The sequence below is a fragment of the Nocardioides ureilyticus genome, assembly GCF_051280745.1.
Lineage (GTDB): Bacteria > Actinomycetota > Actinomycetes > Propionibacteriales > Nocardioidaceae > Nocardioides.
The window spans coordinates 71,127-93,022 of record NZ_JBNCOG010000017.1; the positions used below are offsets into that span (position 1 = coordinate 71,127).

Sequence of the window (21,896 nt, forward strand, 5' to 3'; positions counted from 1 at the left end):
GCGGTGATCGGCGTTCGCGGCGTGGGGCGTCCTTCGGCTGGAAGAGGCCGTTGACTCCCGGGCGCTGGTCTCAGGAGGCTGGTGCGGGGTCGAACGGGGAGCTGACGCCGGAGCTGCGGGGCGTCGTGGGGTCGATCTCGCCGCCGGTGACGTCCTCGTCGTGCTGGTCGTCGAGGTCGAGCTCGGGGTCGTTGAGGTCGTCGTCGGTGAGGAGGCGGGTCTCGCCGTCGTCGGTGGTGATGACGCTGCGGCCGAACTGGAGGACGTCGGCGACACGGGGCTCGGGGCCGTCGCCGGGCTCGAGGAGCTGGGGACCGTCTTCGGCGAGCTTGCGCTCGTAGTGGAAGGCGCGGGCGAGGTCGCGGAGGTGGTCTTCGGTGAGGCTGTTGGGGGCGACCTCGATGGTGTTGATGGAGAGGACGACGGTCTCGTCGCCGGCCTTGTTCTCGGTGCGGGTCTCGGCGGTGAGTTCGACGACGGCGACGATGGTCTTGCCGAGCTGGTCGTGGAGGCGCTTGGCGAGGTCTTCGGTGAGGCCGGTGTTGGTGCAGCCCTTGGCGGCGATCTTGGCGGTGGTGGTCATGCGGCGGTGTCTCCTGTCGAGGTGGCGGTGCGGTGGTAGGGGCGGGCGGGGGTCTTGATGGCGGGGGCTTCGTAGAGGAGGACCCAGGCGGTGGTGCGGCCGGAGCCGGGGATCTGGGCGGAGGGGGCGACGCTGAACCGGCCGGGGCCGGTGGTGCGGGCGTGGGCCTGGGCGAGGAGGAGCGGCAGGTCGTGGCGGGCTTGGGCGGCGAGCTGTGTGATGCCGGCGCTGTGGTCGGTGATGGGCCAGAGGGCGCGGAAGAGGTGGGTCACGACGCTGCCTCCCGGGGGTGGGTGGCGGCGTAGGCGTCGACGACTGCGCGGGAGGGCAGGCCGACGGTGATGCGCTCGAGGAGGCCCTGCTCGACGGCCCAGGCCTTGATGTCGCGGGTGGGGACGCCGAGGGCGGTGATGCGGTCCTTGAGACCGCGGGCGGTGTCGCGGCCGACGCGGGCCTTGGCTTCGCGGCGGTCGACGCCGGCCAGGTCCATGGCGGTCTGCACGACCTTCGTCGAGACACCGAGGATGGTGGCGATCTCCGCCTGGGTCTTCTCCTCGGCGGTGTAGAGCCGGCGGACCTGGTCGATGAGCTCGGGGGTGTAGTCGACGCGGGCGGCGCGGAGCTGGACGCCGTGGTCGAGGAGCCACCGACGGACGGTGGGGATGCTGACGCCGAGTTCGTTGGCGAGCTGGGTGGTGGTGGCGCCGGCGCGGTAGCGGTCGACGGTGTCGGCGGGGAGCTGGAGGCGGACGGGTCCGTTGTGTTGGCGGTTGGCCGGCCGCCGGGTGGGCTTCCCCTTCCCGGTCCCGGCGGCCGACGTGTGGCCCGCCGCGGCGTTGACGCCCGTGCTGGACGCCGCGGCGGGGGTCTGGTGGAGGTGGTGGATGAGGTGGAGCGCTTCTAGTGCGCCGATGGCGTTGGCGCGGAGGACCTTGACGGCTGGGTGGGCGCTGGTGGCGGTGTCGCGGAGCACCCGCGTGGCGTGGTCGAGCTGCGCCTGGAGGTTCGCCTGCTCGGTGTAGACGGAGGCGGGCTGGTCGGCGTCGAGGTTCTCGGGGCGGACGTGGTCGTCGGGCCGGGTGATCCGGTTGATGGTGTCCTGCAGGCGTGCGGCCGAGGCTGCGACCTTGGGGTCGGTGGCCTCGAGGTCGGCGAGGTCGCGGCCGAGGGGGGTGTCGTCGCTCGGGGGTGGGTCGGTCGGGGCGTTGAACCGCTGGGCGAGGTCGTCGGGGTGGGCCTCGGCGTACGTCTGGTTGCGGCCGCGCGCGGCGATGGGCAGGGGCTTGGGTGCTTCGCCGCGGCAGGTGGGGCAGTGGCTGGCGGCGTCCAGCTGCCCAGACTTCTCGCCGCAGCCCTTGCAGGTGGGGGTGAGGGCGTCCCAGTCGAGGCCGGTGGCCTTCTTCTTGGTGGCGTGGGCCTGGCGGTAGACGTGGCCGTCGGCGCGGGGGATGTCCAGACCCTTGGCGCCGCCGACGTAGGCGACCGAGTCTCCGGTGGGTGGCATCAGGCGTCACCTCCTGCGCGGACGTGACGGCGCTGGTGGTCGACGGCGAGCTCGTCGGCGTCGATCCGTAGCGCGCGCATCGCGTGGAGGTCGCACTGGTTGCAGGTGATGAGGTGGCCGCCGCCGGCTTCGACCGGGGTGACGCGGACCTGGGCGAGCTTGGTGGCCATCAGAGCTCCTCGAGGATGATGTCGACGCCGGGTTCGGCTGGGGCGTACTCGTCCTCGCCGGCGAAGTACTTCTCGACGGTGTGCTTGACGACGAGTCGGTCGTCGGTCCAGACCTCGGCGTCGGTGAGGGCGTCGAAGACGGCGCGGGTGAGCTTGTCGCTGTCGCCGTGCTGGCTGCCGATGGGGAATCGGGGTGCCCTGTCGCGCAGGAGGTGGGCGTTCTTGCCGGTCCGGTAGTGGCTGGCGGGGCGCTCGAAGGCGAAGCGGAGCCAGACGCGGATGGGGCCGGTGAGGGTGTCGCGGTAGGTCCAGGTGTCGGCGGCTTCGGCGCGGATGGTCTCGCGCCAGGGCTTGAGCCGGTCGGCGTTGGTGTCGAAGAGGATGGCGCGGCCCTTGGCGACGCGGGCGCCCTTGGAGCCTTGGGGGATGGGGGTGCCGTGGACGCGGATGGCGATGCGTGCGGCGAGTGGGGTGGTGGTCATGGGTGGGTCCGTTCGATGTGGACGGCGAGGGTGCGGTGGCCGCGTGCGCGGTGGTTGCAGGCCGGGTAGGGGCAGGCGGGGCCGGTGAGGATGTCGGCGAGCCAGGCGAGGAGGGACCTCATGACGGACCGCGGGGGCGGATCGGGGCTGCTGGCGGTGGGCACCGGTTCGCCATGACCGAGAACAACGCTGAGACGCCGCCCGCACTCGACATGTCCGAGGTGGCCCAGGAGCCCGCTGACGAGTCGATTGCGAAGGAGCGCGAGATCGCAGGCGACGAACCCGGCGGTGACGTCGGCGGCACCGTGCCGGAGGACGACGCGCAGTAGAACGCGGCTCACCGGTCGTCACCGCCGCGGCTCACTCCGGGCCGTAGGACTCGATCCGGCGCGGCCGGGCACGAGTCGCAGACGCCCTCGCCGCCGTAGCAGTCCAGACACTCACCGGGCGAAGCGCCGGGCGGCGTGCGTAGGTCCAGCCCGCGCGACTCGACCGCGACCTCGCACCACAGGTCGAACTCCTCGACGGCGTGCTGCCAGGCAGGCGACCCCGGCATCGGGTCCGGCGTGATGAATTGCTTGCGGTCGAGGAAGTCGTCCCACGGACTGCCGTCCTCGAAGTTGATGCACCACCCGGCGGCGCAGCAGTCGCACGACTCGCACGCCCCCTCGTCGCAGTGCTGGTGCGGCTCGATCTCGGGCAAGAGCTCCGGCTCCTGGCCGCTCATGCCGCCACCCCCAGCACCCGGGCGGCCTGCTCGACCTGGTCCCAGAGGGTGCGGTCGCCGGCGTGCCGATCGGGATGAGCAGCGCGGCGTGCCCGACGCCAGGTGGAGTACAGCGACTCCGCCTCGAGGTTCAGGTGCTCCGGCGGCACGTCGACGTAGCTGGCCAGGATGGCGATCGCACGCTCGCGGGTCATGTGGCTGGCGGGCATCGCACGGCCCGCGGGCAGCGCCTTGAACCCGGCGTACTGCTGACCGGTCTCAGTGGCGCCGTACCGGTCGACCGCGCGCAGCGCCTCCAGAGTCAGCGCGATCGCGCGGACGTTGTGCTGCCAGTCGATCTGCCCGCTCCACCGGGCCACGAACCGGTCACAGCGGTAGAGCATCGGGCCGTGCTTCGACTCGAACGCCACCACGACAGCAGGGCTCGCGGCCTTGGCGTCGGCGCGCAACTGCCCGTCAAGCCGGATGCCGCGCTCGGGCACGTCGACCTCGATCACCAGGTCGCGGCCGCCCAGAGCGTCGACCTCTCGAGCGAGTAGGGCCTGGGTCTTCGGCCAGGTGGTGTCGAAGCGGCTGTACTCCCGCTCGGAGTCGGGCCTCAGCCAGGTGCGGTCGGAGAGCGGCCGGGTCGTGTACCTCATGCCGCACCTGCCAGACCCAGCGCCCGGGCGACCGAGGTCTGCACCGGCCACCCGTCGCTGGCCTCGACCGACACGGCCTCCTCGCTCTTCCCGACCTTCCGGAAGAACGACGCGAGGCCGGCCTGCTGCTCGCGGCGCCACGTCTCCTGGTTGCGGTGCAGCGTCCCGAGCTTCCACCGGGCGACCTCCGGCCACTGCTCGGCGAGGCGGAGCGCGAGCCGGGTGGAGGCGAGAGCGTCGGCCGCGGCGTCGTGGGCGCCGGTGTGGACGATCCGGTAGTGCGCGCACAGCGAGGTGAGGGTGCGGTCGGTGGATCCGCAGCCGCCGCACCGGTACTTCCCGCCGCGGCAGCCGCCGCAGACGTGGGTGCGGGTCTCGGGGTCGCAGGCGGCGCCGTCGGGGGCCTTCTTGTAGCACTGCTTGCGGTAGGGGTCGTGCTGCTTCTCGATGACCATCGGGTCGACGACGCCGCGGATCCCGGAGGGCCGGGCCGAGAGGGGGTCGATGCCGACGCGGACGAGCTCGGTCTCGAGCATGGAGAGGTCGAAGGCGGCGTTGTGGACGATGAGCGGGGCGCCGACGTGGAGGGCGGTGGCGCATTGGGAGGCGATCTCGAAGAGGGCGCCGTCGCGGGGGATGGCGACGGTGCGGCGGTCGGTGATGCGGAGCGCTTCGGCGCCGTCGAGGTGTGCGTGGAGGCGGTCGTTGGTCCAGCCGTGGACGGCGGCGGCTTCGTCGGGGATGTCACGGCCGGGGTTGAGGAGCCAGGAGATGGTGCGGGGCCGGGCGCCGGGGGTGCGGTGGACGATGGAGGCGGTGAGGATGCGGTCGTCGTTGAAGTCGAGGCCGGTGGTCTCGGTGTCGAAGGCGACCATGGGGCCCTCGTGCCATTTCGGGGCGTTCATCGCGCGCCCCCGATCGTGGCGACGATCGCGGCCCAGAGGGTGTCGTCGTCGACGTCGCCGGCGTTGAGGACGCACAGGGGCTCGCCGTCGCCGCGTCGCCACACGCACGGGGTGTCGTAGACGTCGACGTCGACGAAGTAGCCGGCGAACTCGCCGACCCCGGGGACGAAGGTCGAGGTGGCGCTCTCCAGCTCGCAGCCGCGGCAGTCGTCCCGGCAGTCCCCGTTGCGGTGGGCGTCGACGTCGCTGAACGTCGGGGCCCTCACGCGGCACGCTCTGAGGTCAGCAGGGCGAGGTAGTGCTGCAGCTCGGTCGCGGACGCCTCGGCCGACGAGACGCCGCCCATCCGCTGAGCGAAGTCGTCCTCGACATCGGCGAGCGACATCCCGCGCTGACCACCGGCCGCGAGGACCTGCTGCCAGATCGCGTCGGCGTCGAGTCCAGAGTCGTCCTGGCCGACGTCCGGCAGCGGGGTGTCTGCCTCACCAACGACCTCGGCGTCGACGGCGCCGTCAGCGTCCGGCTGTGCGGTCGCAGCGGCCTGGTCGTGGGCGGCCTTGAGTTCGTGCGCCCGTGCCTTCCATGCCGTGATGAACGCTTCGCGGGCCGCCGACGGCTCCGAGGTGTTGCCGACCATGTTCCGCTCCCGGGCGGTGTCCCAGATCAACGCGAGCCGGTCCAGGTCGGCGGCGTCCGCGATCGCGCGCATGGCGGGCTCGTACTGGTCGATGTACTGCTGAGCCGGCGGCTCAGCCGACGCGGACGCCGGGGTCTCGAGCGCCGGCCGCTCACCAGCACCCGACGAGGGCGCCTCGAGCTCCGGGGCGCCCGATCGGGCCGCGACGATTTCCTTGAGCCGAGCCGTCCCGATCTGCAGGTCGAGGACCGGCACGACGAACCGCGACGTCTTCCCGTCCTTGATCGCACGCCGCTCGACCAGGTGCAGGTTTGCCGGCACCAGGTCCCCGACGAACTGCGCGAGCTCGGCCACGGCGGGGATCTCCGCGGCGGCGTTCCAGCCGTGCGACTCCATCCGCCACACGCCGATCGCCTCGAGCTCGGGCAGCATCACCGAGAGGCGGGTCGTCGGCTTCGCCATCTGGTGCGCGCGGTCGTCGGGGTTGCACAGCTCGCCGTCGGCTCCGCGCTCGCCGTCGCAGCGGTGCACGCAGCCACCGCCGGACCAGGTCTCCATCCACTGGGTGAGGCCGCCCTTGACGGCGATCACCGGGACGGACGTGGCGTCGGTGTAGACCTCCCACGACGGGACGCCGTTGTTGTCCCACGGCTGGGGCTTGCCGCCGTAGAGCTCGGCGAGGTCGCGGACGTACCGCTCGGAGTGGCTGGTGAAGCGGAACTGCTCGAGCTTCATCGGGGCGCCGTTGCCGCCCCGCTTCGCGCCGAGGCGGATGCGGCCGAGCTCGGCGTGCCTGCGCTGCAGGACGATGGGTGAGATGGGCATGTCAGGACGCCTTCCGGGTCGAGGTGGTGGGCGCGGGCATGGCCGGCGCGTCGAGCTGGACCCAGGCCTTGGTGTCCTGGGCGTGGAAGTGGAGCTGCAGGTCGACCGCGCCGAGGAACGCCCTGAACGCGGCCCGGTCGGCGGGCAGCGGGATCAGCTGGAAGGCGTCGGCGCGGAGGTTCAGCAGCGCGGCGCCGCGGAACTTCGGCACCTCGATGACGGAGTCGTCGGGCAGCAGCGCCTCGGGGGCGTAGCGGAGGCCAGCGAGCTGCAGCTCCTGGTCGGGGTAGACCCGGTTGACCGGCGCGGTGCGGCTGGTCTTGATGTCGACCAGCCACAGCTCGCGCTTGCCGCCCGGGCCGGTGGGCAGCCAGAGCCAGACGTCGCCGGTGCCGGCGTACCGCTTGGCGCGGTGGATGACGGTCGTCTCGGCGGCCTCGACGTGCTGGTCGATGTCGACGTGCCAGACGGAGAGGAACCGGATGTACTGCTGGACGAAGGGCTCGACGTCGGGGTCGTAGGGGCGGGGCTCGCCGACGACGTGCGCGAAGGCGTGGCCGTGGACGAGGGAGCCGAAGTCAGCGGCGGTGTCCCACTGGTTGCGGTGTTCGGCCTTGATCTGCGCGGTGATGCAGAACCGGCAGTGGCCGCAGCGTTCGGCGACGCGCTTCTTCTCGCAGGCCCCGGCGGGGGACTGCCGGCTGGTGGCGACCATCTCGGGGAGCCGAGTCCAGGCGGTCTCGGCGGTGACCTTCACGGCGGCTGGGACGAGGGCGGGCTTGGCGACGACGCCCTGGGCGTTGGTGACGGAGATGAGGAGGTCGTCGCCGAAGGGGCAGCCTTCGCCGCAGGAGCCGTAGTAGCGGCCCTTGCCCTTGATGTCGCGGGCGTGCTTGGGGGACGTCATCGCAGGCTCCCGTGGTCGTGGGTGCGACCCGTGGCCGGGTCGATCAGGGCGCGGATCGCGGCGACCCCGGCGCGGGCGGACTCGACCGCCTCCGGGGACCGCGGGGCGCCGGCGCACCAGGCCGACCGGTCGCCGTCGGTGAACTCGTGGCGCGGGTGCGGGAAGGCCCGGTCGCAGGACCCGAGGCCCGCGTCGACCAGGTCGACAACCTCCGGGATGTCGTCGGACATGACCGGGGGACCGAGGAGCGGGTCCTTGAGCGGCCGGGTGAACGCGAGCCGGGCGGCGGTGTTCTCGGTGTGGGACTTGGCGGTGGTCATCCGAGCACCCCCGCGTCGTCTCGGGCGTTGATGCGGCAGTCGGCGCAGTGCTCGAGGCGGCAGTCGCCGCAGAGAAACTCGTGGTGAGGGCACTCGGACGGGACGTGACCGGGGCACGTCTGCTCGTCGAGGCAGAGGACCGTGCCGCAGCCGCCGTGGCACGGGGTGTGGTCGCCGCGGAGGACGCCGGTGGAGCGGGCGATGTCCTCGACCGACTCAGCCGACCGCCGGCGCCGACGGGGGCGGACGTCGGTGACGTAGGTGTGGAGAGCCAGGGCGGCGAGGACGAGGAACACGACCAGCGCGCCGGGCCAGTCGGCCCCGGTGTCGCCGGTGATCGTGGATGCGGTGGCGTTCATGCCGACACCGCCCGGGTGTGGTCGAACGCCAGGTAGTAGAGGTCGACGCGGACACCGGTGTCGGGGAGCCGGCCGAAACAGTGGACCTCGCGGAGCCGGTCGCGGTGGTCCTCGCGGAGCTCGTCGGTCTCGACGGAGTCGACCCAGGCGATCATCGAGGTGGGGTCGAGCTGGACGAGGATCCGGTCGAGGCGGGAGCCGGCGGCCGGGGTCTCGATGTCGAGGTAGAGCGGGAGGTTCCGCTCGGCCATGTGGAGGCCGAGGGCCATGAGGCCGTGGGCGGTGACGGCCGCGGTAACGGCGGTGTCAGTGGTGGTGGTCATCGGTAGTCCTCCTCGCCGAGCTCGTCGCCGGTGGCGTAGACGGCGGCGGGGGTGGTGACTTCCCACTGCTCGAGGGGCGTCGGGTCGTCGTCCTCGTCGTCGGCCGGAGCGTCGTCTGCGAGGAGCGGGGCGCAGCGCCACTCGACGACCTCGCGGACCTCGGTGCGCTCGGGCTGGGCCTCGATGACCTGGGCGTCGGTGGCCGGCAGGGTGACGGTCTCGGTGCCGACGACGACGCGCTCGCAGACGGCGTCGCGCTGGACCTGGATGTCGAAGGTGAGCGGTCCACGGGTGGTCTTGAAGCGGAACTCTTCGCCCCAGGGCTGCTTCTCCCAGTCGCCGCCGACGGCGCGGACGATCGCGGCAGCGGTCGCCTTCTGCTCCGCCAGGGTGCCGCGGGCGTTGATGTGGAGGTAGTAGTTGAGGTCGACCTCGCCCCGGTTGAACGACGTGACGTAGGGCGCCGGGAGGTCGGGGTGGGCGTCGATGAACTCGGCGGCTGCGAGGAGCGCCTGAGCCTGTGTGGCGGTGGTGGTGCTGGTCTCCGTCATGGGAGACTCCTTCCAGTTCGTGAACCCCGGTGTTGCTGTCCAGGCGGGCCGGGGTTCCGGCTTTCTCAGGTGGTGTGGTGCGGGCGTCGCGGTCAGGCGGCGTCGTGGATGGGCGGCAGTCCGCGGTCCGCGCGGATGAGGTCCTCGAGCTCGTCGACCGTGTGGTGCGACGTCGGGGTCCAGGCCGCTTCGGCCTGCTCGCGAGGGGTCATCTGCTCGCAGGCGACGTACGCCGTGGCGAGGACCTCGCCGGCGTTGCGGATGCACTCCTCGCGGGACGGCATCAGGCCACGTCCTCGGCGGCGCCGTCGTCGACGACTTCGAAGAGGTCTTCGAGGTCGGCCTTGAGGGCGGTGACGAGTGCGGCGATGAACTTCGGTCCGGGCTGCTGCTTGCCCCGGAGGACGCGCGACAGGTTGCCGGCGTCGATGCCCATGGCCTCGGCCAGGGCGGTGTCCGTCGTGAGGCCGGTCCAGCCACGGATCTTGGCCAGCTGTTCGGTCTTGAGACGGAGGATCGCGGTCATCAACACCCCTCCTCTCTTGCTGCTCGTGAGGCCGCTGACCTGCTGTCTTGCGGCTATGCATAGGAACGTACACGAGCATATGCATGCTCGCAATCACGAGAGGTCACGGTTGGGTAACGGGGTTTTGCGCAAGCCCGCCGAGGCTCTGACGTGCAGAAACACACCGGTTGTCATTCGTGACCAGCGCACTTGCGTAGACGCAAGGCAGAATCAGCGCCGTGAGCACCCCTCAAACCCGCAATACGGTTCAGCCGTGAGTTGGAAGGAGTTCGTCCGCCGAACCATGGGGGACGACCAGCAGAAGGACGCGGCCGCCAAGGCCGGCCTGGATCAATCCGCGATCAGCCGCTGGCTGAGGACCGGAACGCCGGGCCGAGCCGAGAACGTCGCCGCCTTCGCTCGCGCCTACAACCGACCGGTGCTCGAGGCCTTCGTGGCCGCAGAGTTCCTGACGGCCCAGGAAGCGAAGCAGCGGCCGACAGCCGCGCCGACCCTCGACTCGCTCTCCGACGACCAGCTGGTTGAGGAGATCCGCACGAGGTTGAAGCAAGGGGGTGAGCACGGTGGAGACACCGCCGCCACCAGCAAGGCCGGCGCCCGTCTTCCAGGTCTCGATGAGGCCCGGGAAGCGAGGCGCCGGCAACTCCAGGCCGATGCGCTGCCCGAGGGGTACGCCGCGTACGACGAGGACGACAGCGACACCGGCGACGATGAGCCGGTCGACCACCCCTGACGCCGATCCCGTGAGCGCTGTCGGCGGCCTTGCTTACGGTCCCGGCATGCAGCAGCCGTGGAACCCCTGGCGGGAGCTCGCCGACCGCCCCGAGGTGAAGCTCACCTGGATCGAGCGCGGGAGGCGCGGGTGCATCGACTTCGCCACCCGCACGATCACGCTCCGCCGGTCGATGGGCTTCGAAGAGCGTCGCTGCGTCATCGCCCACGAGCTCGTGCACGACGAGCGGGGCGACGTTCCGCGGTGGATGAAGCCCCGCGAGGAAGCGGCCGTGCGCCGCGAGTCCGCCCGTCGGCTCATCACCCTCGCCGAGCTCGAGCGGGCCCTGCGGTGGGCGGAGTACATCGAGGACGCCGCTGAGGAGCTGCGTGTCGATGTCTCCACTCTGCAGGCCCGTCTGGCCACCCTGACCGATGAGGAGCGCGAGTTCCTCGACCACCAGCTCGAGCACCGACAACACTGAGGAGAAGAACGTGAGCAGCACCAACAAGTCCGCCAAGCGGTCCCGGTTCAGGATCGACTGGGGCAACCCGGTGACGTGGATGCTCGGCGGGCTCCTGGTCGCCGTCATCGGTGGCCTAATCGCAGGGACGGCCGGGGACGAGTACGAGGACGGCAACCCACTGACCACGGTCGGCGGGATCGTGTTCTTCATCGGCGCGTTCACTTGGGCCATCCGCAAGGGCATGAAGTCCAGCCGGCGTGACTAGCTGATGCCGCGTCGTTCCTCCCTCCGCGCCGTCCCCGAGGTCGCCCCACGGGCGCTCGGGCTCGTCCGCGTGTCGAAGGAACGCGACGGGATGATGGCCCCCGAGGTCCAGCGCGTCGCCATCGAGAACTACGCCACCGCCCGCGGCTACGACATGACCGGCTGGCTCGAGGGCATCGACGAGTCCGGCTCCCGGGCGAAGTCCGCCTGGTGGCCACGTCTCGACCAGGCCGTCGCCGCCGTCGAGGCCGGCGAGTACGACGTCCTCCTCGTCTGGAAGTTCAGCAGGACCGCCCGGCACCGGCTCCGCTGGGCCGTGGCCATCGACCGTGTCGAGGAAGCCGGCGGCCGTCTGGAGTCCGCCACCGAGCAGGTCGACACCACCACCTCCACCGGCCGGTTCACCCGCGGGATGCTCGCCGAGCTCAACGCCTTCGAGGCCGAGCGGATCGGCGAGGTGTGGAAGGAGGTCCACGCCCGCCGGGTCGCTGCCGGGAAGCCCGCCACCGGGAAGCCGAAGTGGGGCTATCGCTACGACGCCGAGCGGAAGCTGCACGTGCCCGACCCCGAGTCCGGGCCGGTGCTGGCCGACCTCTACCGCCGGTACGTCGCGGGGGAGTCGGTCTACACGCTGGTGCGGTGGCTCAACGCCCACGGGTGGCGGACCACCAGCGGCGGCGCCTGGTCGGACCGGTCACTGCGGCGGGTCCTGGACTCGGGGTTCGCGTCCGGCCGGTTCATGGCCGGCGGCCAGCTGCAGGCGGGTGTGCACGAGCCGCTGATCAGCGAGACGGTCTGGCGGGCGTACCTCGACTCCCGGGAGCGCCGCAGGGCGCGGCCGGCGCGGACGGAGCGGTCGCAGTACGTGCTCTCGGGGTTGGTGAAGTGCGGTCGCTGCGGCGGCGGGATGGTGGCTGGGCAGTTCGGGAACGCGCGGGCGCCGAAGTACCGGTGCCGGGCGGGGAAGGAGCAGGGCCCCGATGTCTGCGCTGGCGGGTACGTGATGGCGGCGATGCTCGAGCGGGAGCTGCTCGCGGAGCTCGGGGCGGTGGCGGGGGAGGTCGACGAGCACGCGACGGCGTCGGTCGCTGCGAAGGCGCGGCGTACGGCGGCGAGGTCGGAGGGGAAGCGGCTCGCGCGGGAGGTGACGCGGGTGGAGGACGCGCTCACGCGGTTGGCGGTGCAGAACGCGACCAGCCCGCTGCCGGCGGCGGTGTACCGGCGGGCGCACGACGAACTGGCCGAGCAGTTGGGGCAGCTGCAGGCGGCGGTGGAGGCGGCTGGGCGGGAGGCGCGGGGTGTGCCGGTGGCGCCGCGGCGTACGGCGGGGGAGTTGCTGCGGTCGTGGGATCGGTTGCCGGTGGAGCATCGGCGGGAGGTGTTGCGGTCGTTGCTGCGGGAGATCAGGGTGTGGACGGGGCGGCCGCGGGCGGCGGTCCGGTTCCGGTGGGCGTGGGACGAGTAGGAGCCTTTAGGGACTACTCACGACGGTGACCAGCACCCATCCCGGCACGTCGCCCCGCTCGTCGCGTTCGCGTGGCGCGACCGCGGCCAGCAGGAGACAGTGCAGCCGCAGCAGTGCGGCGTCCAGGTGTTCCATGTCAGGTCCTACCTTTCCGAGAGCCGACCGGTCGTCGGTCGTTCATGGCGTGGTGAGGCTGAGCCCGACGACGCCGGGCCAGAAGGCGAAGAGCACGGTCACGGGCAGCACGAGGAAGACGACCGGCACCATCATGAGGACCTCGCGTCGTGCGGCGACCTCGATGAGCTCGCGTCGGCCGGCCTCGCGCACGTCGGCGGCTTGGGCGTGCAGCACGTCGGCCAAGGGCGTGCCGCGCTCGACGGCCACGGCGATGCCCTGGGCGAAGCGGGAGACGAGAGGCAGCCCGGAGGCGCTCGCGAGCCGGTCGAACGCCGACGGGACCGGCTCGCCGGTCCGCACCGCGGCGAGCACCTTGCCGAGGTCGGCGGAGAGGTCGCCGCCGCTGCGGCGCACGACGCGGTCGAGCGCGGCGACGGGGCTCTCGCCGGCGGCCACGGAGAGCGCCAGGAGCTCGGCGACGGTCGGGAACTCGGCCAGGATGCGCCGTTCGCGGGCGCGGACCTGTCCGGTGAGGTGGTTGTCCCGGGCGAGCACGCCGGCCGCGAACGCGACGAGGCAGAGCATCGCGGACGCAAGCGCACCGCCGGGATCGGTCAGCGCCTCCAGCAGGCCGTACGCCGCCGCGAGCGCGAAGCCCGCGAGTCCCCACAGCACCTGCTGCACCCGGAAGTCGTGGACCGAGGTGCCGCTCAACCCGGCCCGTTCGAGTCGACGCTTCACGGAGGCCGTGCCGCCGAGCACCCGCTCGACCGTCTGCGCCGCTGACCGCAGTGGTGGTCCGTAGACCGCTGCGACCACGGACGTCGGCGGGCCCGGGGCCGCGGACGGTACGCCGGGCGAGGTGCGCGGCAGGTCCCGGAGGTACGGCAGGACCCGTACGGTCAACGGCGTCCGTCGCCAGGCCACGGCACGTACGGCGACGAGCATCAGTCCGGCGGCCAGCGTGGCCCCGAGGACGCCGCCCCAGGTCGCGGCCGTCACGACAAGATCCTCCGCTCCGTCGGCAGCCGACCGATCCGCATCATCAGCCGGTACGCGACCACGCACGCCGCGGCGCCGACGACGAGGACCAGCACCCCGCCCGGCGACGCGTACCGGCGGATGACCTCGGACTGGAAGGACATGAACAGCAGCACCAGCCAGGGTGCGGCGACCGCGAGCCTGGCTCCGTTGACGGTCCACGCCTGCCGCGCCTCGAGCTCCGAGCGCGTGCGGAGGTCGTCACGCAGGTATCCGGACAGGTTCCGCAGCAACCGCCCGAGCTCGCCGCCGCCGACCTCGCGTGCCACGCGGAGGCCCTCGACGACCCGGTCTCCGACGGGATCGGCGAGGCGCTCCTTGAGCCGGTCGAGGCACTCGCCGAACCGGCCGGTGACCTGGTAGTCGAGGGCAAAGTCCGCGAAGGCTGGCTGGAGCGGCTCCGGCCCGCGGCTCCCGAGGGCGGCGAGCGCGTCGGGGAGGGACATGCCGGCGCGGACGGCGCTGGTGAGGTGGTCGACGGCCTCGGGCCAGACCTCCGCGAGCTCCCGCTGGCGGCGCCGCGCCCGGCCGGCCACGACGGTGACCGGCAGGTAGGCGCCCATCGCGCCGAAGGCGACCGCGACGGGTGGCGTGGCGGAGACGGCCTGCACCAGGAGCCCGACGACGCCGCCCGTCACCAGGCACAACGCCGCGAACGACGTGGGCGACACCGAGGCGAGCCCGGCGCGAGCGAGCAGGGTGCTCGTCCGGCTCGCCGGGCGCGGTCCCTGTCGCGGGGTGCGGGGCAGCTGGAAGGCGGACCAGATGAGCAGCAGGCCGACACCGACGCCGAGCCCGACCAGGGCGCCCATCAGCGGTCGCCTTCGTGGGCAGCCGCCAGCAGCGCGTGGACGTCGATGCCGGCGCGCTCGAAGAGGTCGAGGCGCGGGGGTGTGCCGCCCACGCGTCGCAGCTCGCCGCCGGAGCGCCGGAAGATGGGCTCGGTCTCGATGACGTCGTTCTCCACCCGCCCGGGCACGCCGACGATCTCGTTGACCCGACGCACGCCGTGCTCGTCGACGCCGAGGTGGACGACGAGGTCGACCGAGGCGGCGACGGTCGGCACCACGAACCGGGCCGAGATGTTCTCGCCGGCCAGCAGCGGCAGGGTGCACATCTTGACCAGAGCCTCGCGGGCGGAGTTGGCGTGGATGGTGCACATGCCGGGCAGCCCGGCGTTGAGGGCGAGGAGCAGGTCGAGGCACTCCTCGGCGCGGACCTCGCCGACGATGATCCGGCTGGGCCGCATGCGCAGGCTCTCCTTGATGAGCTCGCGCAGTCGGATCTCGCCGGTCCCCTCGAGGCCGGCCTGGCGGGTCTGCAGGGGCACCCAGTCCGGGTGGGGGAACCGGATCTCGAAGACCTCCTCGGCGGAGATCACCCGTTCGCCGCCGGGGATCGCTCCGGCCAGGCAGTTGAGGAGGGTGGTCTTGCCTGCCTGGGTGCCGCCGGCGACCAGCACGTTGAGGCCGGCTCGGACCGAGGCCTCGAGGAACCCGGCGGCCTTGGGGGTGAGCGACCCGAGCTCGACGAGGTCGCGGAGGCGGGCCGCTTTGAGGACGAACTTGCGGATGTTGACGGCGGTGAAGCCCCGGCTGATGCCCTCGAGGACGACGTGGAGGCGGTGTCCCTGGGGGAGCATGGCGTCGACGAAGGGGTTGCTGAGGTCGATGCGTCGGCCGCTGGACTTCAGCATCCGCTCGACGAGCTCGTGGACCTGGGCGGTGGTGAGCATCAGGTTGGTGAGCTCGTGGCGTCCGTTGCGGGCGACGAAGACGCGGGTGGGGTCGTTGATCCAGATCTCCTCGACGGTGGGGTCGTCGAGGTAGGGCTGGAGGGGCCCGAAGCCGGCGATCCGGGCGATGAGCTCGCTGACGACTGCGGCGGGGTCGGCGAGCGGCGCGACCTGTCCGGTGAGGCTGCGTTCGTCGTGCTCGCGCACGACCGACTCGGCGAGGCGGCGTACGACGGCGCCGTCGCGCTGAGGGTCGACGCCGTCGCGGCGCACGAGCTCGCGGACCCGCTGGTCGAGCTGCTCGACCGGGTCGGCGCGAACGCCCGTGACGTGCGCGGACGGTTGGACCAACGGCATCAGAACCCCCGAGATGGCTTCTGGTTCTGGATGATGGCCGCTGCGGGGGCCGGTGGGAAGCCCTTCCGTCCGCTCTGTGGAAAGCCATCGGTGGCGCTGAGCCCGCGTCTCGACCGCTGCCGGAGCCAGCCCGCCGGCTCGTCGGGTTCCACGGCGGTGCCGCCCGACGTACCGAACCTCGGATCCAGCTTCCGTCGAGCGGGGAGGAGCCGCTTCACGGGAGGATGGGTACGTCCGTAGGTGCCGCTGCTGCGCTGGGGAGTTCCTCCACGGTCGGTGGAGGCCGGACCGGCCCGTAGCGAGGGCTCTGGTATCAGTCTTCTCCCGACCGGGCTCGTTCCAGCCCGTCCAGGAGCAGGTCGAGGGTGAACTCGAACTCCGTCTGGCTGTCGCACCATCCCAGCACGTCGCCATCGGCGTCGTGGATTTCCGCGGCCGTCATGGCTGCCAGGTGGGGGAACGCCTCGGCGAGCGCCGCCCTCTCCGCCTCGCTCGGCGTCGTGGCCGCCGCGTCCGCGGGAGGGGCGGGGAACAGCTCCTGGGCGAAGCCGAGCGCCAGGCTCCCGAACGCGTGCAGTCCGCGGTGGGCGAGGCGGTAGGAGAGCCCGCCGTCCAGCATGGTCGCCAGCACCTCGTCGTAGTACGCGAGGAGCGCCGCCGGGGCGGCCGGGCGGCTTCCGAGCAGTCCGGGGGCCCAGGGGTGCTGGAGCATGACGCTCCGCGCGGTGAGGAACCGCCGCCGCAGCGTCGCGCGCCAGTCGGCATCTGGCGCGCCCGACCCCGTCGCGGCGACCTGGTCGTGGACCTCCTGCACCACGGCCTCGGCCAAGCCGTCGAGGAGCGCGTCCTTGTTCGCGACGTGGTGGTAGAGCGACATCGCCTCCACGCCGAGGTCGGCGGCGACCCGTCGCATCGTCACGTGGGCGAGGCCGTGGGCGTCCGCGACTGCCATGGCCGCCAGGTGGACCCGGCGGCGGTCGAGCGGTTCACGTGACCGGACCACTGCTGTTCACCTCCACGTCTCTGGACGCGGAGGACCTTACAACGTATGGTCGCCTTACATTGTAAGACGAAAGGACGTCCGCATGGCCACCTCCACCCCGCTGCGCCCGAGCGTGGCGCCGAGCCGGCCCCGGCAGTGGCCGGTGCCGACCGGCCTGATCGCGCTCAGCCTCGTGCCGGTCGTCGCCGGCATGGTGCGTGTCGGCTCGCTCGCATCGGGCGGCCCGGTGACGCCGGAGAACGCCCGCTTCTTCGCCGATCCGCTGCCGGTGATCGCGCACATCGTCGGGGCGACCGTCTTCTGTCTGGTCGGCGCCTTCCAGTTCGTGCCGTCCCTGCGTCGGGGGCGGTGGCACCGAACGGCGGGCAAGGTCGTCCTCGTCGGCGGGCTGGTCGCCGCGCTGAGCGGGACGTGGATGGCGGTGCGGTACCCCCTGCCCTACCCCAACCTCGCTGTCACCGACGGCGTCCGGGTCGTCTTCGGTGTCGCGATGTTCGTCTCCCTGGTGCTGGCTCTCCAGGCCATCCGGGCACGCGACGTGCGGCGGCACCGGGCCTGGATGATCCGTGGCTACGCCATCGGTCAGGGGGCCGGTACGCAGGCGGTCCTCGGGCTCCCGTCCCTGCTCCTCTTCGGTGACCCGAACCCGGTGGGTCACCTGACGCTGCACCTGGGTGGCTGGGTGGTGAACGTGGTGGTCGCGGAGGCCGTGATCCGCCGCATGGCCCCCCGGCACTGACGGCGCCCCGTCGCGCAGCCGGCCCGGCACGAGGCCGAGATCACCTGTCTGGACCACCCTGCGGCGCCGTTTCTGCCGTCGTCGAACGGGGATCAGGAATCCCACACGAGGCAGCGCGGTCGGGGGGCCGCGAGCCACTCGCCGTCGACACCGTCGGGGATCCGACAGACATGGGGAACAACGTCATGCGTACCACCGCGCCTGTGAAGAGGTCGCTCGCCGTCGCGGCCGCCGTCGTGCTCACCGGATGGGCCGGGCTTGCGCCCGCCGCCGCGAACCCGGGCAACGGCAACGGCAACGGAGCCGGCCAGGAGACCTCGAGCGAGGGCAACGGCCAGGGCAAGGGCAACGGCCAGGCCAAGAACGACGACAAGGGCAAGGGCCGCCAGCAGGCGCCGAACGCTGCGCCCACGGCCAAGCCGGAGCCCGAGCCGAAGCCCGAGCAGGCCGGCCAGGGCAAGGCACCCGGCAACAGCGGCGCCAAGCCGGGCAAGGGCCCCAAGGACCCGAAGCCGGGCAAGGGCCCCAAGGACCCGAGGCCGGGCAACCCGAACCCTGGCACCCCTGGCGGCAACAGCGACAACGCGGGCGGCAACGGCAACGGCCCCAAGCCCGGCAACGCCAGTGGGAACGCCGGCGCGAAGGGCCCCAAGCCGGGCAACGCCGGCGGCAACGGCGACCCGGCCGGCAACAACGGCACGATCAAGATCGCGCAGCTGGGCGAGGCCGACGGCACGCCCGACAACAACCCGCACCCGGGCTGCCGGTTCCAGATCGAGTGGTACGGCTTCGACGAGGGCGACTACTGGTCACAGGTCAGCTTCGTCGCCCACGCGCCCACCGCCGACGCGGTCATCAGCGGCACCGAGCCGTCCCGCGTCTTCGTCGGCGAGGACCCGGCCAGCGGCGCCGGCACGGCCACCGGCCTCGACGCCGTGCAGGGCTACACCCTCGGCTTCACCGGTACGCCGCACCCCAAGCAGGGCTACCACGTCAAGGTGACCGTCGCGACGCCGTTCTCCCAGGGCAACGACACCAAGTCCAAGGTCTTCTGGGTCCAGCCCTGCGACCAGGCGGCGGCCCCGACGACGCCCGGCACGGAGGCGCCCGGCACGGAGACCCCCGGCACCGACAGCGAGACCCCGGCCGTCGACACCGGCACCGTCGATACCGGCACCGCCATGCCGGACGCCGGCGTGCTCGAGATCATCGCCGGCCTGGAGGAGGGCAACCCGATCGCCGGTGTGCTCGGCATCCAGGCGTCGGCGACGGACGCCGTCGTCGCCGGTGCCGCTGCGGACGAGGTGGCCGTCCGCGCCGCCGCGGGTGACGACGACGCCGCGGTCCCCACAGCGGTGGACGCGGGCGGGGACAACCCGGTCGTCGACCTCGTGACCTCCCCGGTCCCGCTGGCCATCGTCGGGCTGGGCCTCGTGCTCGGCACCTACGCGCTGCTCCGCCGCCGGCAGGGTGCTTGAATCGAGGCGTGCCCGAGGAGTCGAAGACCGCTGAGAAGCCGCGCCGCGGCCGCCGCTGGAGAAGCCCCTGGCTGGTCCTGGCGGCGGCCGCGGTCCTCGTCGTCGCCGGCCTCGTGTGGTGGGCCGTGGACGACCCCGAGCCGTCCACCGGGGCCGACCCCGGGGCCGCCGCCAGCCCCACGCCCAGCCCGTCGCTGGAGACCACCGAGGAGGCCGTGCCGGCCCCCCGCCGCCCCGGCTCGCCGGTGCGGCTGACGATCCCCGAGCTCGACGTGGACGCCCCGGTCATGCCGATCAAGGCCCCGAACCGCACCCTCATCCCGCCCTCGGACCCGCAGCAGCTCGGCTGGTGGGCCGACGGCGCGAAGCCCGGCGCGCGCGAGGGCAGCGCCCTCGTGACCGGCCACACCGTCCACAACGGCGGCGGCGCGCTCGACGACCTCGAGGACGTCGAGCCCGGGGACGAGGTCGTGGTCCGCACCGACCAGGGCACGCTCGACTACGTCGTGAAGCGGGTGAAGGTCTACGACAAGGGTCAGCTGGCCGAGGACGCCGAGCGGCTCTTCAGCCAGGACGTGCCCGGCCGGCTCGTGGTCATCACGTGCGAGGACTGGGACGGCGTCCGCTACCTGAGCAACGTCGTGGTCACCGCGGTCCCCGCGGATCGTCCGAACGGTCAGACCTCGTCCGAACCGGTCCCGGAGACCGCCGACCTGACCTAATGTCGCTGAGGTGCAAGCACGTCTCGGCTCCGCGCTCGGCTCCCTCGTCGCCACCTTCGCCCTGGTGGTGGCGGTCCTCGCCCTGCCCGCACCCGCGGCCAGCGCGGCCGGGCCCGCGCAGGAGTACGCCTCGGCCGCCTTCAAGGCCACCAACAAGGTCCGCGCCCGGCGCGACCTCGACCGGCTCTCGCGCGACCGGTGCCTGCGCCGGGCCGCGGTCCGGCAGGCGCGGACGATGGCCGGCCAGGAGAACATCTTCCACCAGCTGCTCGGCCCGCTGCTCGACGGCTGCCTGCTCTCCCACGTCGGCGAGAACGTCGCCTACGGCTACCCGACCGGGCGCACGGTGGTGCGCAAGGGCTGGATGAAGTCGCCCGGGCACCGCGCGAACATCCTCGCCCGCCAGTGGACCGAGATGGGCATCGCCGCCCGCCGCGCCGACGACGGGACCTGGTACGTCGCACAGGTCTTCGGCACGCCGGCCGGCTGAGGACCCGCAGGCAAAGACTCCCCGCAGCGAGGTGCGGGGCGCCGCTGGAGTCCCTACCGTCACCTCCATGCTCCCTCGCACCATCCGCCGGCCGCTCGCGGCCTGCCTCCTGGCCCTGGCGCTGCCGGCCCTGCTCGCGCCGGCGCCCGGCCACGCCGAGCCGCGCCCGGGCTCACCCGTGAAGCCGCGCAAGCACGCCTCGTACTCCCACGGGACCGTCACCGCGACCAACGACGTCCGTGCCGCCGAGGGGGTCGCCGCCCTCGACGTCGACCGCTGCCTGCGGACCTTCGCCCGCAAGCAGGCCAAGGCGATGGCGGCCGCCGGCCGGATGGCTCACCAGGACCTGCGCCCCGTGCTGCGCAGGTGCGACCTGGACCTGGCGGGGGAGAACCTCGCCTCCGGCTACCGCTCGGGCGAGCGGGTCGTCGAGGCCTGGCTCGGCCCGAGCCACCGCGCGAACCTGCTCGAGCCGCGGTTCGAGGCGATGGCGGTGGTGTCCCGCCGCTCCGAGGACGGCGTCTGGTACGTCGCGCAGGTGCTCGGCAGTCGTCGCTGAGCTGCCCCTGGCCCACCGCTGGGCCACTGCTGGGCCACCGCCGGCTCGCCGATGAGCCGCGGCCCACGCGCCCCGCGTAGTCTTGTCCCTTGTGGCAGGCCCCGACTTCGACGTAGCGATCAAGCAGCTCCACGCGACCATGCGCACGATCGAGCAGGTGCTCGACCTGGACGCGATGCGCGCCGAGATCATCGAGCTCGGCGAGCAGGTGGCGGCTCCGGACCTCTGGGACGACCAGGCGAACGCCACCCGCGTCACCGGCCGGCTCTCCGCGCTCCAGGGCCAGGTCGACCGCTTCGAGGAGCTCTCCGGCCGCCTCGACGACCTCGCGATCATGGTCGAGCTCGGGCAGGAGGAGGGCGACGCCGAGGCCATCGCCGACGCCGAGCGCGAGCTCGGCCGGATCCGCAAGGCCGTGGAAGGCCTCGAGGTCCGCACCCTGCTCTCCGGCGAGTACGACGCCCGCGAGGCGCTGGTGACGATCCGCTCCGGCGCGGGCGGCGTCGACGCCGCGGACTTCGCCGAGATGTTGATGCGGATGTACACGCGGTGGGCCGAGCAGCACAAGTACCCCGTCGAGGTCTTCGACACCTCCTACGCCGAGGAGGCCGGCCTCAAGTCGGCCACCTTCGCGATCCACGCGCCGTACGCCTACGGCACGCTCAGCGTGGAGGCCGGCACCCACCGCCTGGTGCGGATCAGCCCCTTCGACAACCAGGGCCGCCGCCAGACCAGCTTCGCCGCGGTCGAGGTCGTGCCGGTGCTCGAGCAGACCGACGAGATCGACGTCCCCGACGAGGAGATCCGGGTGGACGTCTACCGCTCCGGTGGCCCCGGCGGCCAGTCGGTCAACACCACCGACTCCGCGGTCCGGCTGACCCACATCCCCACCGGCACGGTGGTCTCCTGCCAGAACGAGAAGAGCCAGCTGCAGAACAAGGCGAGTGCCATGGTGGTGCTCAAGGCCAAGCTGCTGGCGCTGAAGAAGGCCGAGGAGAAGGCGCACCTCGACGAGATGCGCGGCGACGTCCAGGCCTCGTGGGGCGACCAGATGCGCAACTACGTGCTCAACCCGTACCAGATCGTCAAGGACCTGCGCACCGGCTACGAGGTCGGCAACCCCGCCTCGGTCTTCGACGGCGAGATCGACGGGTTCCTCGAGGCGGGCATCCGCTGGCGCCGCGGCGCCGACAAGGCCGCCGAGAACTGACCGCAGCCGGGACCGGCACGGGGGCCCCCCCGGCCCCCCCCCGGGGGGGCGCGGGGGCCCGCGGGGACGGGGGGGTGT

34 protein-coding genes are annotated in these 21,896 nt (G+C 72.5%); 11 read left to right on the forward strand and 23 right to left on the reverse strand.

Features of this window, described 5'->3' with window-relative positions; genetic code table 11:
- Positions 1-70: 70 nt before the first annotated feature.
- Genes ACSMHG_RS11415 through ACSMHG_RS11440 form a run of 6 tightly spaced genes read right to left on the reverse strand, consistent with a single transcriptional unit; the run spans position 71 to position 2,861 of the window.
- Positions 71-583: a hypothetical protein gene (locus ACSMHG_RS11415; RefSeq protein ID WP_435744951.1), complete on the reverse strand. Its 513-nt coding sequence runs from the start codon at positions 581-583 to the stop codon at positions 71-73.
- Positions 580-855, reverse strand: coding sequence for a hypothetical protein (locus tag ACSMHG_RS11420; RefSeq protein ID WP_435744954.1), 276 nt, complete (start codon positions 853-855; stop codon positions 580-582). Before ACSMHG_RS11420 ends, ACSMHG_RS11415 begins: the two co-directional genes overlap by 4 nt.
- A complete protein-coding gene (locus ACSMHG_RS11425) occupies positions 852-2,087 on the reverse strand; it encodes a hypothetical protein (RefSeq protein WP_435744956.1) in 1,236 nt (411 codons plus the stop codon). The genes ACSMHG_RS11420 and ACSMHG_RS11425 overlap by 4 nt, the downstream gene beginning before the upstream one ends.
- A complete protein-coding gene (locus ACSMHG_RS11430; protein WP_435744959.1) occupies positions 2,087-2,257 on the reverse strand; it encodes a hypothetical protein in 171 nt (56 codons plus the stop codon). Before ACSMHG_RS11430 ends, ACSMHG_RS11425 begins: the two co-directional genes overlap by 1 nt.
- Positions 2,257-2,739: a RusA family crossover junction endodeoxyribonuclease gene (locus tag ACSMHG_RS11435; protein WP_435744961.1), complete on the reverse strand. Its 483-nt coding sequence runs from the start codon at positions 2,737-2,739 to the stop codon at positions 2,257-2,259. Before ACSMHG_RS11435 ends, ACSMHG_RS11430 begins: the two co-directional genes overlap by 1 nt.
- On the reverse strand, positions 2,736-2,861 hold the full coding sequence (locus ACSMHG_RS11440) for a hypothetical protein (protein ID WP_435744964.1): 126 nt from the start codon (positions 2,859-2,861) through the stop codon (positions 2,736-2,738). Before ACSMHG_RS11440 ends, ACSMHG_RS11435 begins: the two co-directional genes overlap by 4 nt.
- Positions 2,862-2,912: 51 nt before the next feature.
- Here ACSMHG_RS11440 and ACSMHG_RS11445 point away from each other — a divergent pair, with 51 nt between their 5' ends.
- On the forward strand, positions 2,913-3,068 hold the full coding sequence (locus ACSMHG_RS11445) for a hypothetical protein (protein WP_435744967.1): 156 nt from the start codon (positions 2,913-2,915) through the stop codon (positions 3,066-3,068).
- Positions 3,069-3,076: 8 nt separating this feature from the next.
- Here the strand turns inward: ACSMHG_RS11445 and ACSMHG_RS11450 are convergent, their stop codons facing one another.
- From ACSMHG_RS11450 to ACSMHG_RS11505, 12 genes are all read right to left on the reverse strand, one after another.
- Positions 3,077-3,466, reverse strand: a complete 390-nt coding sequence (locus ACSMHG_RS11450) for a hypothetical protein (RefSeq protein WP_435744970.1) — start codon at positions 3,464-3,466, stop codon at positions 3,077-3,079.
- Complete coding sequence (locus ACSMHG_RS11455) at positions 3,463-4,107, reverse strand: hypothetical protein (protein WP_435744973.1); 645 nt, start codon at positions 4,105-4,107, stop codon at positions 3,463-3,465. The genes ACSMHG_RS11450 and ACSMHG_RS11455 overlap by 4 nt, the downstream gene beginning before the upstream one ends.
- The gene (locus ACSMHG_RS11460; protein WP_435744975.1) at positions 4,104-4,982 is read right to left on the reverse strand and encodes a 3'-5' exonuclease family protein; all 879 of its coding nucleotides are present in this window, start codon (positions 4,980-4,982) and stop codon (positions 4,104-4,106) included. The genes ACSMHG_RS11455 and ACSMHG_RS11460 overlap by 4 nt, the downstream gene beginning before the upstream one ends.
- Positions 4,983-5,008: 26 nt before the next feature.
- Entirely contained in the window at positions 5,009-5,278 is a 270-nt protein-coding gene (locus ACSMHG_RS11465) for a hypothetical protein (protein ID WP_435744978.1), read from the reverse strand.
- On the reverse strand, positions 5,275-6,474 hold the full coding sequence (locus ACSMHG_RS11470) for a recombination directionality factor (RefSeq protein ID WP_435744981.1): 1,200 nt from the start codon (positions 6,472-6,474) through the stop codon (positions 5,275-5,277). The genes ACSMHG_RS11465 and ACSMHG_RS11470 overlap by 4 nt, the downstream gene beginning before the upstream one ends.
- A gap of 1 nt (position 6,475) precedes the next feature.
- Positions 6,476-7,381: a hypothetical protein gene (locus ACSMHG_RS11475; protein ID WP_435744983.1), complete on the reverse strand. Its 906-nt coding sequence runs from the start codon at positions 7,379-7,381 to the stop codon at positions 6,476-6,478.
- Positions 7,378-7,701: a hypothetical protein gene (locus ACSMHG_RS11480; RefSeq protein ID WP_435744986.1), complete on the reverse strand. Its 324-nt coding sequence runs from the start codon at positions 7,699-7,701 to the stop codon at positions 7,378-7,380. Before ACSMHG_RS11480 ends, ACSMHG_RS11475 begins: the two co-directional genes overlap by 4 nt.
- On the reverse strand, positions 7,698-8,060 hold the full coding sequence (locus ACSMHG_RS11485) for a hypothetical protein (RefSeq protein WP_435744988.1): 363 nt from the start codon (positions 8,058-8,060) through the stop codon (positions 7,698-7,700). Before ACSMHG_RS11485 ends, ACSMHG_RS11480 begins: the two co-directional genes overlap by 4 nt.
- The gene (locus ACSMHG_RS11490; RefSeq protein WP_435744991.1) at positions 8,057-8,383 is read right to left on the reverse strand and encodes a hypothetical protein; all 327 of its coding nucleotides are present in this window, start codon (positions 8,381-8,383) and stop codon (positions 8,057-8,059) included. Before ACSMHG_RS11490 ends, ACSMHG_RS11485 begins: the two co-directional genes overlap by 4 nt.
- Positions 8,380-8,934 carry a hypothetical protein gene (locus ACSMHG_RS11495; RefSeq protein WP_435744994.1) on the reverse strand — a complete coding sequence of 185 codons (555 nt, stop codon included), beginning with the start codon at positions 8,932-8,934 and terminating at the stop codon, positions 8,380-8,382. The genes ACSMHG_RS11490 and ACSMHG_RS11495 overlap by 4 nt, the downstream gene beginning before the upstream one ends.
- 92 nt (positions 8,935-9,026) lie before the next feature.
- Positions 9,027-9,218, reverse strand: a complete 192-nt coding sequence (locus tag ACSMHG_RS11500) for a hypothetical protein (RefSeq protein ID WP_435744996.1) — start codon at positions 9,216-9,218, stop codon at positions 9,027-9,029.
- Positions 9,218-9,460 carry a helix-turn-helix domain-containing protein gene (locus tag ACSMHG_RS11505; protein WP_435744998.1) on the reverse strand — a complete coding sequence of 81 codons (243 nt, stop codon included), beginning with the start codon at positions 9,458-9,460 and terminating at the stop codon, positions 9,218-9,220. Before ACSMHG_RS11505 ends, ACSMHG_RS11500 begins: the two co-directional genes overlap by 1 nt.
- Positions 9,461-9,743: 283 nt before the next feature.
- On the opposite strand from ACSMHG_RS11505, the gene ACSMHG_RS11510 reads away from it, so the two are divergent.
- The 4 genes from ACSMHG_RS11510 to ACSMHG_RS11525 are packed head-to-tail and all read left to right on the forward strand — an operon-like array spanning position 9,744 to position 12,367.
- A complete protein-coding gene (locus ACSMHG_RS11510) occupies positions 9,744-10,193 on the forward strand; it encodes a helix-turn-helix domain-containing protein (RefSeq protein ID WP_435745000.1) in 450 nt (149 codons plus the stop codon).
- Positions 10,194-10,239: 46 nt separating this feature from the next.
- Positions 10,240-10,656 (forward strand): hypothetical protein, encoded by a 417-nt coding sequence (locus tag ACSMHG_RS11515; RefSeq protein ID WP_435745002.1) that lies wholly within the window; start codon positions 10,240-10,242, stop codon positions 10,654-10,656.
- A gap of 10 nt (positions 10,657-10,666) precedes the next feature.
- Complete coding sequence (locus ACSMHG_RS11520; protein ID WP_435745004.1) at positions 10,667-10,903, forward strand: hypothetical protein; 237 nt, start codon at positions 10,667-10,669, stop codon at positions 10,901-10,903.
- 3 nt (positions 10,904-10,906) lie between these two features.
- Positions 10,907-12,367, forward strand: coding sequence for a recombinase family protein (locus tag ACSMHG_RS11525; RefSeq protein WP_435745006.1), 1,461 nt, complete (start codon positions 10,907-10,909; stop codon positions 12,365-12,367).
- 6 nt (positions 12,368-12,373) lie between these two features.
- On the opposite strand, the gene ACSMHG_RS11530 is transcribed toward ACSMHG_RS11525, so the two are convergent.
- The 5 genes from ACSMHG_RS11530 to ACSMHG_RS11550 form a co-directional block, all read right to left on the reverse strand.
- Positions 12,374-12,502, reverse strand: coding sequence for a hypothetical protein (locus tag ACSMHG_RS11530; RefSeq protein ID WP_435745008.1), 129 nt, complete (start codon positions 12,500-12,502; stop codon positions 12,374-12,376).
- 42 nt (positions 12,503-12,544) lie between these two features.
- On the reverse strand, positions 12,545-13,486 hold the full coding sequence (locus ACSMHG_RS11535) for a type II secretion system F family protein (RefSeq protein ID WP_435745011.1): 942 nt from the start codon (positions 13,484-13,486) through the stop codon (positions 12,545-12,547).
- Positions 13,483-14,337 (reverse strand): type II secretion system F family protein, encoded by an 855-nt coding sequence (locus tag ACSMHG_RS11540; RefSeq protein WP_435745013.1) that lies wholly within the window; start codon positions 14,335-14,337, stop codon positions 13,483-13,485. The genes ACSMHG_RS11535 and ACSMHG_RS11540 overlap by 4 nt, the downstream gene beginning before the upstream one ends.
- The gene (locus tag ACSMHG_RS11545) at positions 14,337-15,617 is read right to left on the reverse strand and encodes a TadA family conjugal transfer-associated ATPase (RefSeq protein WP_435745015.1); all 1,281 of its coding nucleotides are present in this window, start codon (positions 15,615-15,617) and stop codon (positions 14,337-14,339) included. The genes ACSMHG_RS11540 and ACSMHG_RS11545 overlap by 1 nt, the downstream gene beginning before the upstream one ends.
- A gap of 313 nt (positions 15,618-15,930) precedes the next feature.
- On the reverse strand, positions 15,931-16,569 hold the full coding sequence (locus tag ACSMHG_RS11550; protein ID WP_435745019.1) for a TetR/AcrR family transcriptional regulator C-terminal domain-containing protein: 639 nt from the start codon (positions 16,567-16,569) through the stop codon (positions 15,931-15,933).
- Between the two features lie 133 nt (positions 16,570-16,702).
- On the opposite strand from ACSMHG_RS11550, the gene ACSMHG_RS11555 reads away from it, so the two are divergent.
- The 6 genes from ACSMHG_RS11555 (at position 16,703) to prfB (ending at position 21,818) form a co-directional block, all read left to right on the forward strand.
- Complete coding sequence (locus ACSMHG_RS11555; protein WP_435745022.1) at positions 16,703-17,359, forward strand: DUF2306 domain-containing protein; 657 nt, start codon at positions 16,703-16,705, stop codon at positions 17,357-17,359.
- A gap of 185 nt (positions 17,360-17,544) precedes the next feature.
- The gene (locus ACSMHG_RS11560; RefSeq protein ID WP_435745024.1) at positions 17,545-18,837 is read left to right on the forward strand and encodes a hypothetical protein; all 1,293 of its coding nucleotides are present in this window, start codon (positions 17,545-17,547) and stop codon (positions 18,835-18,837) included.
- Positions 18,838-18,845: 8 nt separating this feature from the next.
- Positions 18,846-19,559, forward strand: a complete 714-nt coding sequence (locus tag ACSMHG_RS11565; protein WP_435745027.1) for a class F sortase — start codon at positions 18,846-18,848, stop codon at positions 19,557-19,559.
- A gap of 10 nt (positions 19,560-19,569) precedes the next feature.
- The gene (locus ACSMHG_RS11570) at positions 19,570-20,049 is read left to right on the forward strand and encodes a CAP domain-containing protein (protein WP_435745030.1); all 480 of its coding nucleotides are present in this window, start codon (positions 19,570-19,572) and stop codon (positions 20,047-20,049) included.
- A 67-nt stretch (positions 20,050-20,116) separates the two neighbouring features.
- Positions 20,117-20,608, forward strand: a complete 492-nt coding sequence (locus ACSMHG_RS11575; RefSeq protein WP_435745032.1) for a CAP domain-containing protein — start codon at positions 20,117-20,119, stop codon at positions 20,606-20,608.
- A 91-nt stretch (positions 20,609-20,699) separates the two neighbouring features.
- Complete coding sequence (gene prfB / locus ACSMHG_RS11580; RefSeq protein WP_435745034.1) at positions 20,700-21,818, forward strand: peptide chain release factor 2; 1,119 nt, start codon at positions 20,700-20,702, stop codon at positions 21,816-21,818.
- Positions 21,819-21,896 lie beyond the last annotated feature (78 nt).

Coding starts and splice junctions, on each gene's coding strand:
- ACSMHG_RS11500 (WP_435744996.1), bottom strand. CDS start 9,218: ATGCCGTCCCGCGAGGAGTGCATCCGCAACGCCGGCGAGGTCCTCGCC.
- ACSMHG_RS11485 (WP_435744988.1), bottom strand. CDS start 8,060: ATGAACGCCACCGCATCCACGATCACCGGCGACACCGGGGCCGACTGG.
- ACSMHG_RS11510 (WP_435745000.1), top strand. CDS start 9,744: ATGGGGGACGACCAGCAGAAGGACGCGGCCGCCAAGGCCGGCCTGGAT.
- ACSMHG_RS11455 (WP_435744973.1), bottom strand. CDS start 4,107: ATGAGGTACACGACCCGGCCGCTCTCCGACCGCACCTGGCTGAGGCCC.
- ACSMHG_RS11560 (WP_435745024.1), top strand. CDS start 17,545: ATGCGTACCACCGCGCCTGTGAAGAGGTCGCTCGCCGTCGCGGCCGCC.
- ACSMHG_RS11495 (WP_435744994.1), bottom strand. CDS start 8,934: ATGACGGAGACCAGCACCACCACCGCCACACAGGCTCAGGCGCTCCTC.
- ACSMHG_RS11460 (WP_435744975.1), bottom strand. CDS start 4,982: ATGGTCGCCTTCGACACCGAGACCACCGGCCTCGACTTCAACGACGAC.
- ACSMHG_RS11555 (WP_435745022.1), top strand. CDS start 16,703: ATGGCCACCTCCACCCCGCTGCGCCCGAGCGTGGCGCCGAGCCGGCCC.
- ACSMHG_RS11430 (WP_435744959.1), bottom strand. CDS start 2,257: ATGGCCACCAAGCTCGCCCAGGTCCGCGTCACCCCGGTCGAAGCCGGC.
- ACSMHG_RS11450 (WP_435744970.1), bottom strand. CDS start 3,466: ATGAGCGGCCAGGAGCCGGAGCTCTTGCCCGAGATCGAGCCGCACCAG.
- ACSMHG_RS11435 (WP_435744961.1), bottom strand. CDS start 2,739: ATGACCACCACCCCACTCGCCGCACGCATCGCCATCCGCGTCCACGGC.
- ACSMHG_RS11525 (WP_435745006.1), top strand. CDS start 10,907: ATGCCGCGTCGTTCCTCCCTCCGCGCCGTCCCCGAGGTCGCCCCACGG.
- ACSMHG_RS11540 (WP_435745013.1), bottom strand. CDS start 14,337: ATGGGCGCCCTGGTCGGGCTCGGCGTCGGTGTCGGCCTGCTGCTCATC.
- ACSMHG_RS11415 (WP_435744951.1), bottom strand. CDS start 583: ATGACCACCACCGCCAAGATCGCCGCCAAGGGCTGCACCAACACCGGC.
- ACSMHG_RS11505 (WP_435744998.1), bottom strand. CDS start 9,460: ATGACCGCGATCCTCCGTCTCAAGACCGAACAGCTGGCCAAGATCCGT.
- ACSMHG_RS11545 (WP_435745015.1), bottom strand. CDS start 15,617: ATGCCGTTGGTCCAACCGTCCGCGCACGTCACGGGCGTTCGCGCCGAC.
- ACSMHG_RS11575 (WP_435745032.1), top strand. CDS start 20,117: ATGCTCCCTCGCACCATCCGCCGGCCGCTCGCGGCCTGCCTCCTGGCC.
- ACSMHG_RS11490 (WP_435744991.1), bottom strand. CDS start 8,383: ATGACCACCACCACTGACACCGCCGTTACCGCGGCCGTCACCGCCCAC.
- ACSMHG_RS11425 (WP_435744956.1), bottom strand. CDS start 2,087: ATGCCACCCACCGGAGACTCGGTCGCCTACGTCGGCGGCGCCAAGGGT.
- ACSMHG_RS11470 (WP_435744981.1), bottom strand. CDS start 6,474: ATGCCCATCTCACCCATCGTCCTGCAGCGCAGGCACGCCGAGCTCGGC.
- ACSMHG_RS11475 (WP_435744983.1), bottom strand. CDS start 7,381: ATGACGTCCCCCAAGCACGCCCGCGACATCAAGGGCAAGGGCCGCTAC.
- ACSMHG_RS11515 (WP_435745002.1), top strand. CDS start 10,240: ATGCAGCAGCCGTGGAACCCCTGGCGGGAGCTCGCCGACCGCCCCGAG.
- ACSMHG_RS11440 (WP_435744964.1), bottom strand. CDS start 2,861: ATGAGGTCCCTCCTCGCCTGGCTCGCCGACATCCTCACCGGCCCCGCC.
- ACSMHG_RS11550 (WP_435745019.1), bottom strand. CDS start 16,569: ATGGCAGTCGCGGACGCCCACGGCCTCGCCCACGTGACGATGCGACGG.
- ACSMHG_RS11530 (WP_435745008.1), bottom strand. CDS start 12,502: ATGGAACACCTGGACGCCGCACTGCTGCGGCTGCACTGTCTCCTGCTG.
- ACSMHG_RS11480 (WP_435744986.1), bottom strand. CDS start 7,701: ATGACCACCGCCAAGTCCCACACCGAGAACACCGCCGCCCGGCTCGCG.
- ACSMHG_RS11445 (WP_435744967.1), top strand. CDS start 2,913: ATGACCGAGAACAACGCTGAGACGCCGCCCGCACTCGACATGTCCGAG.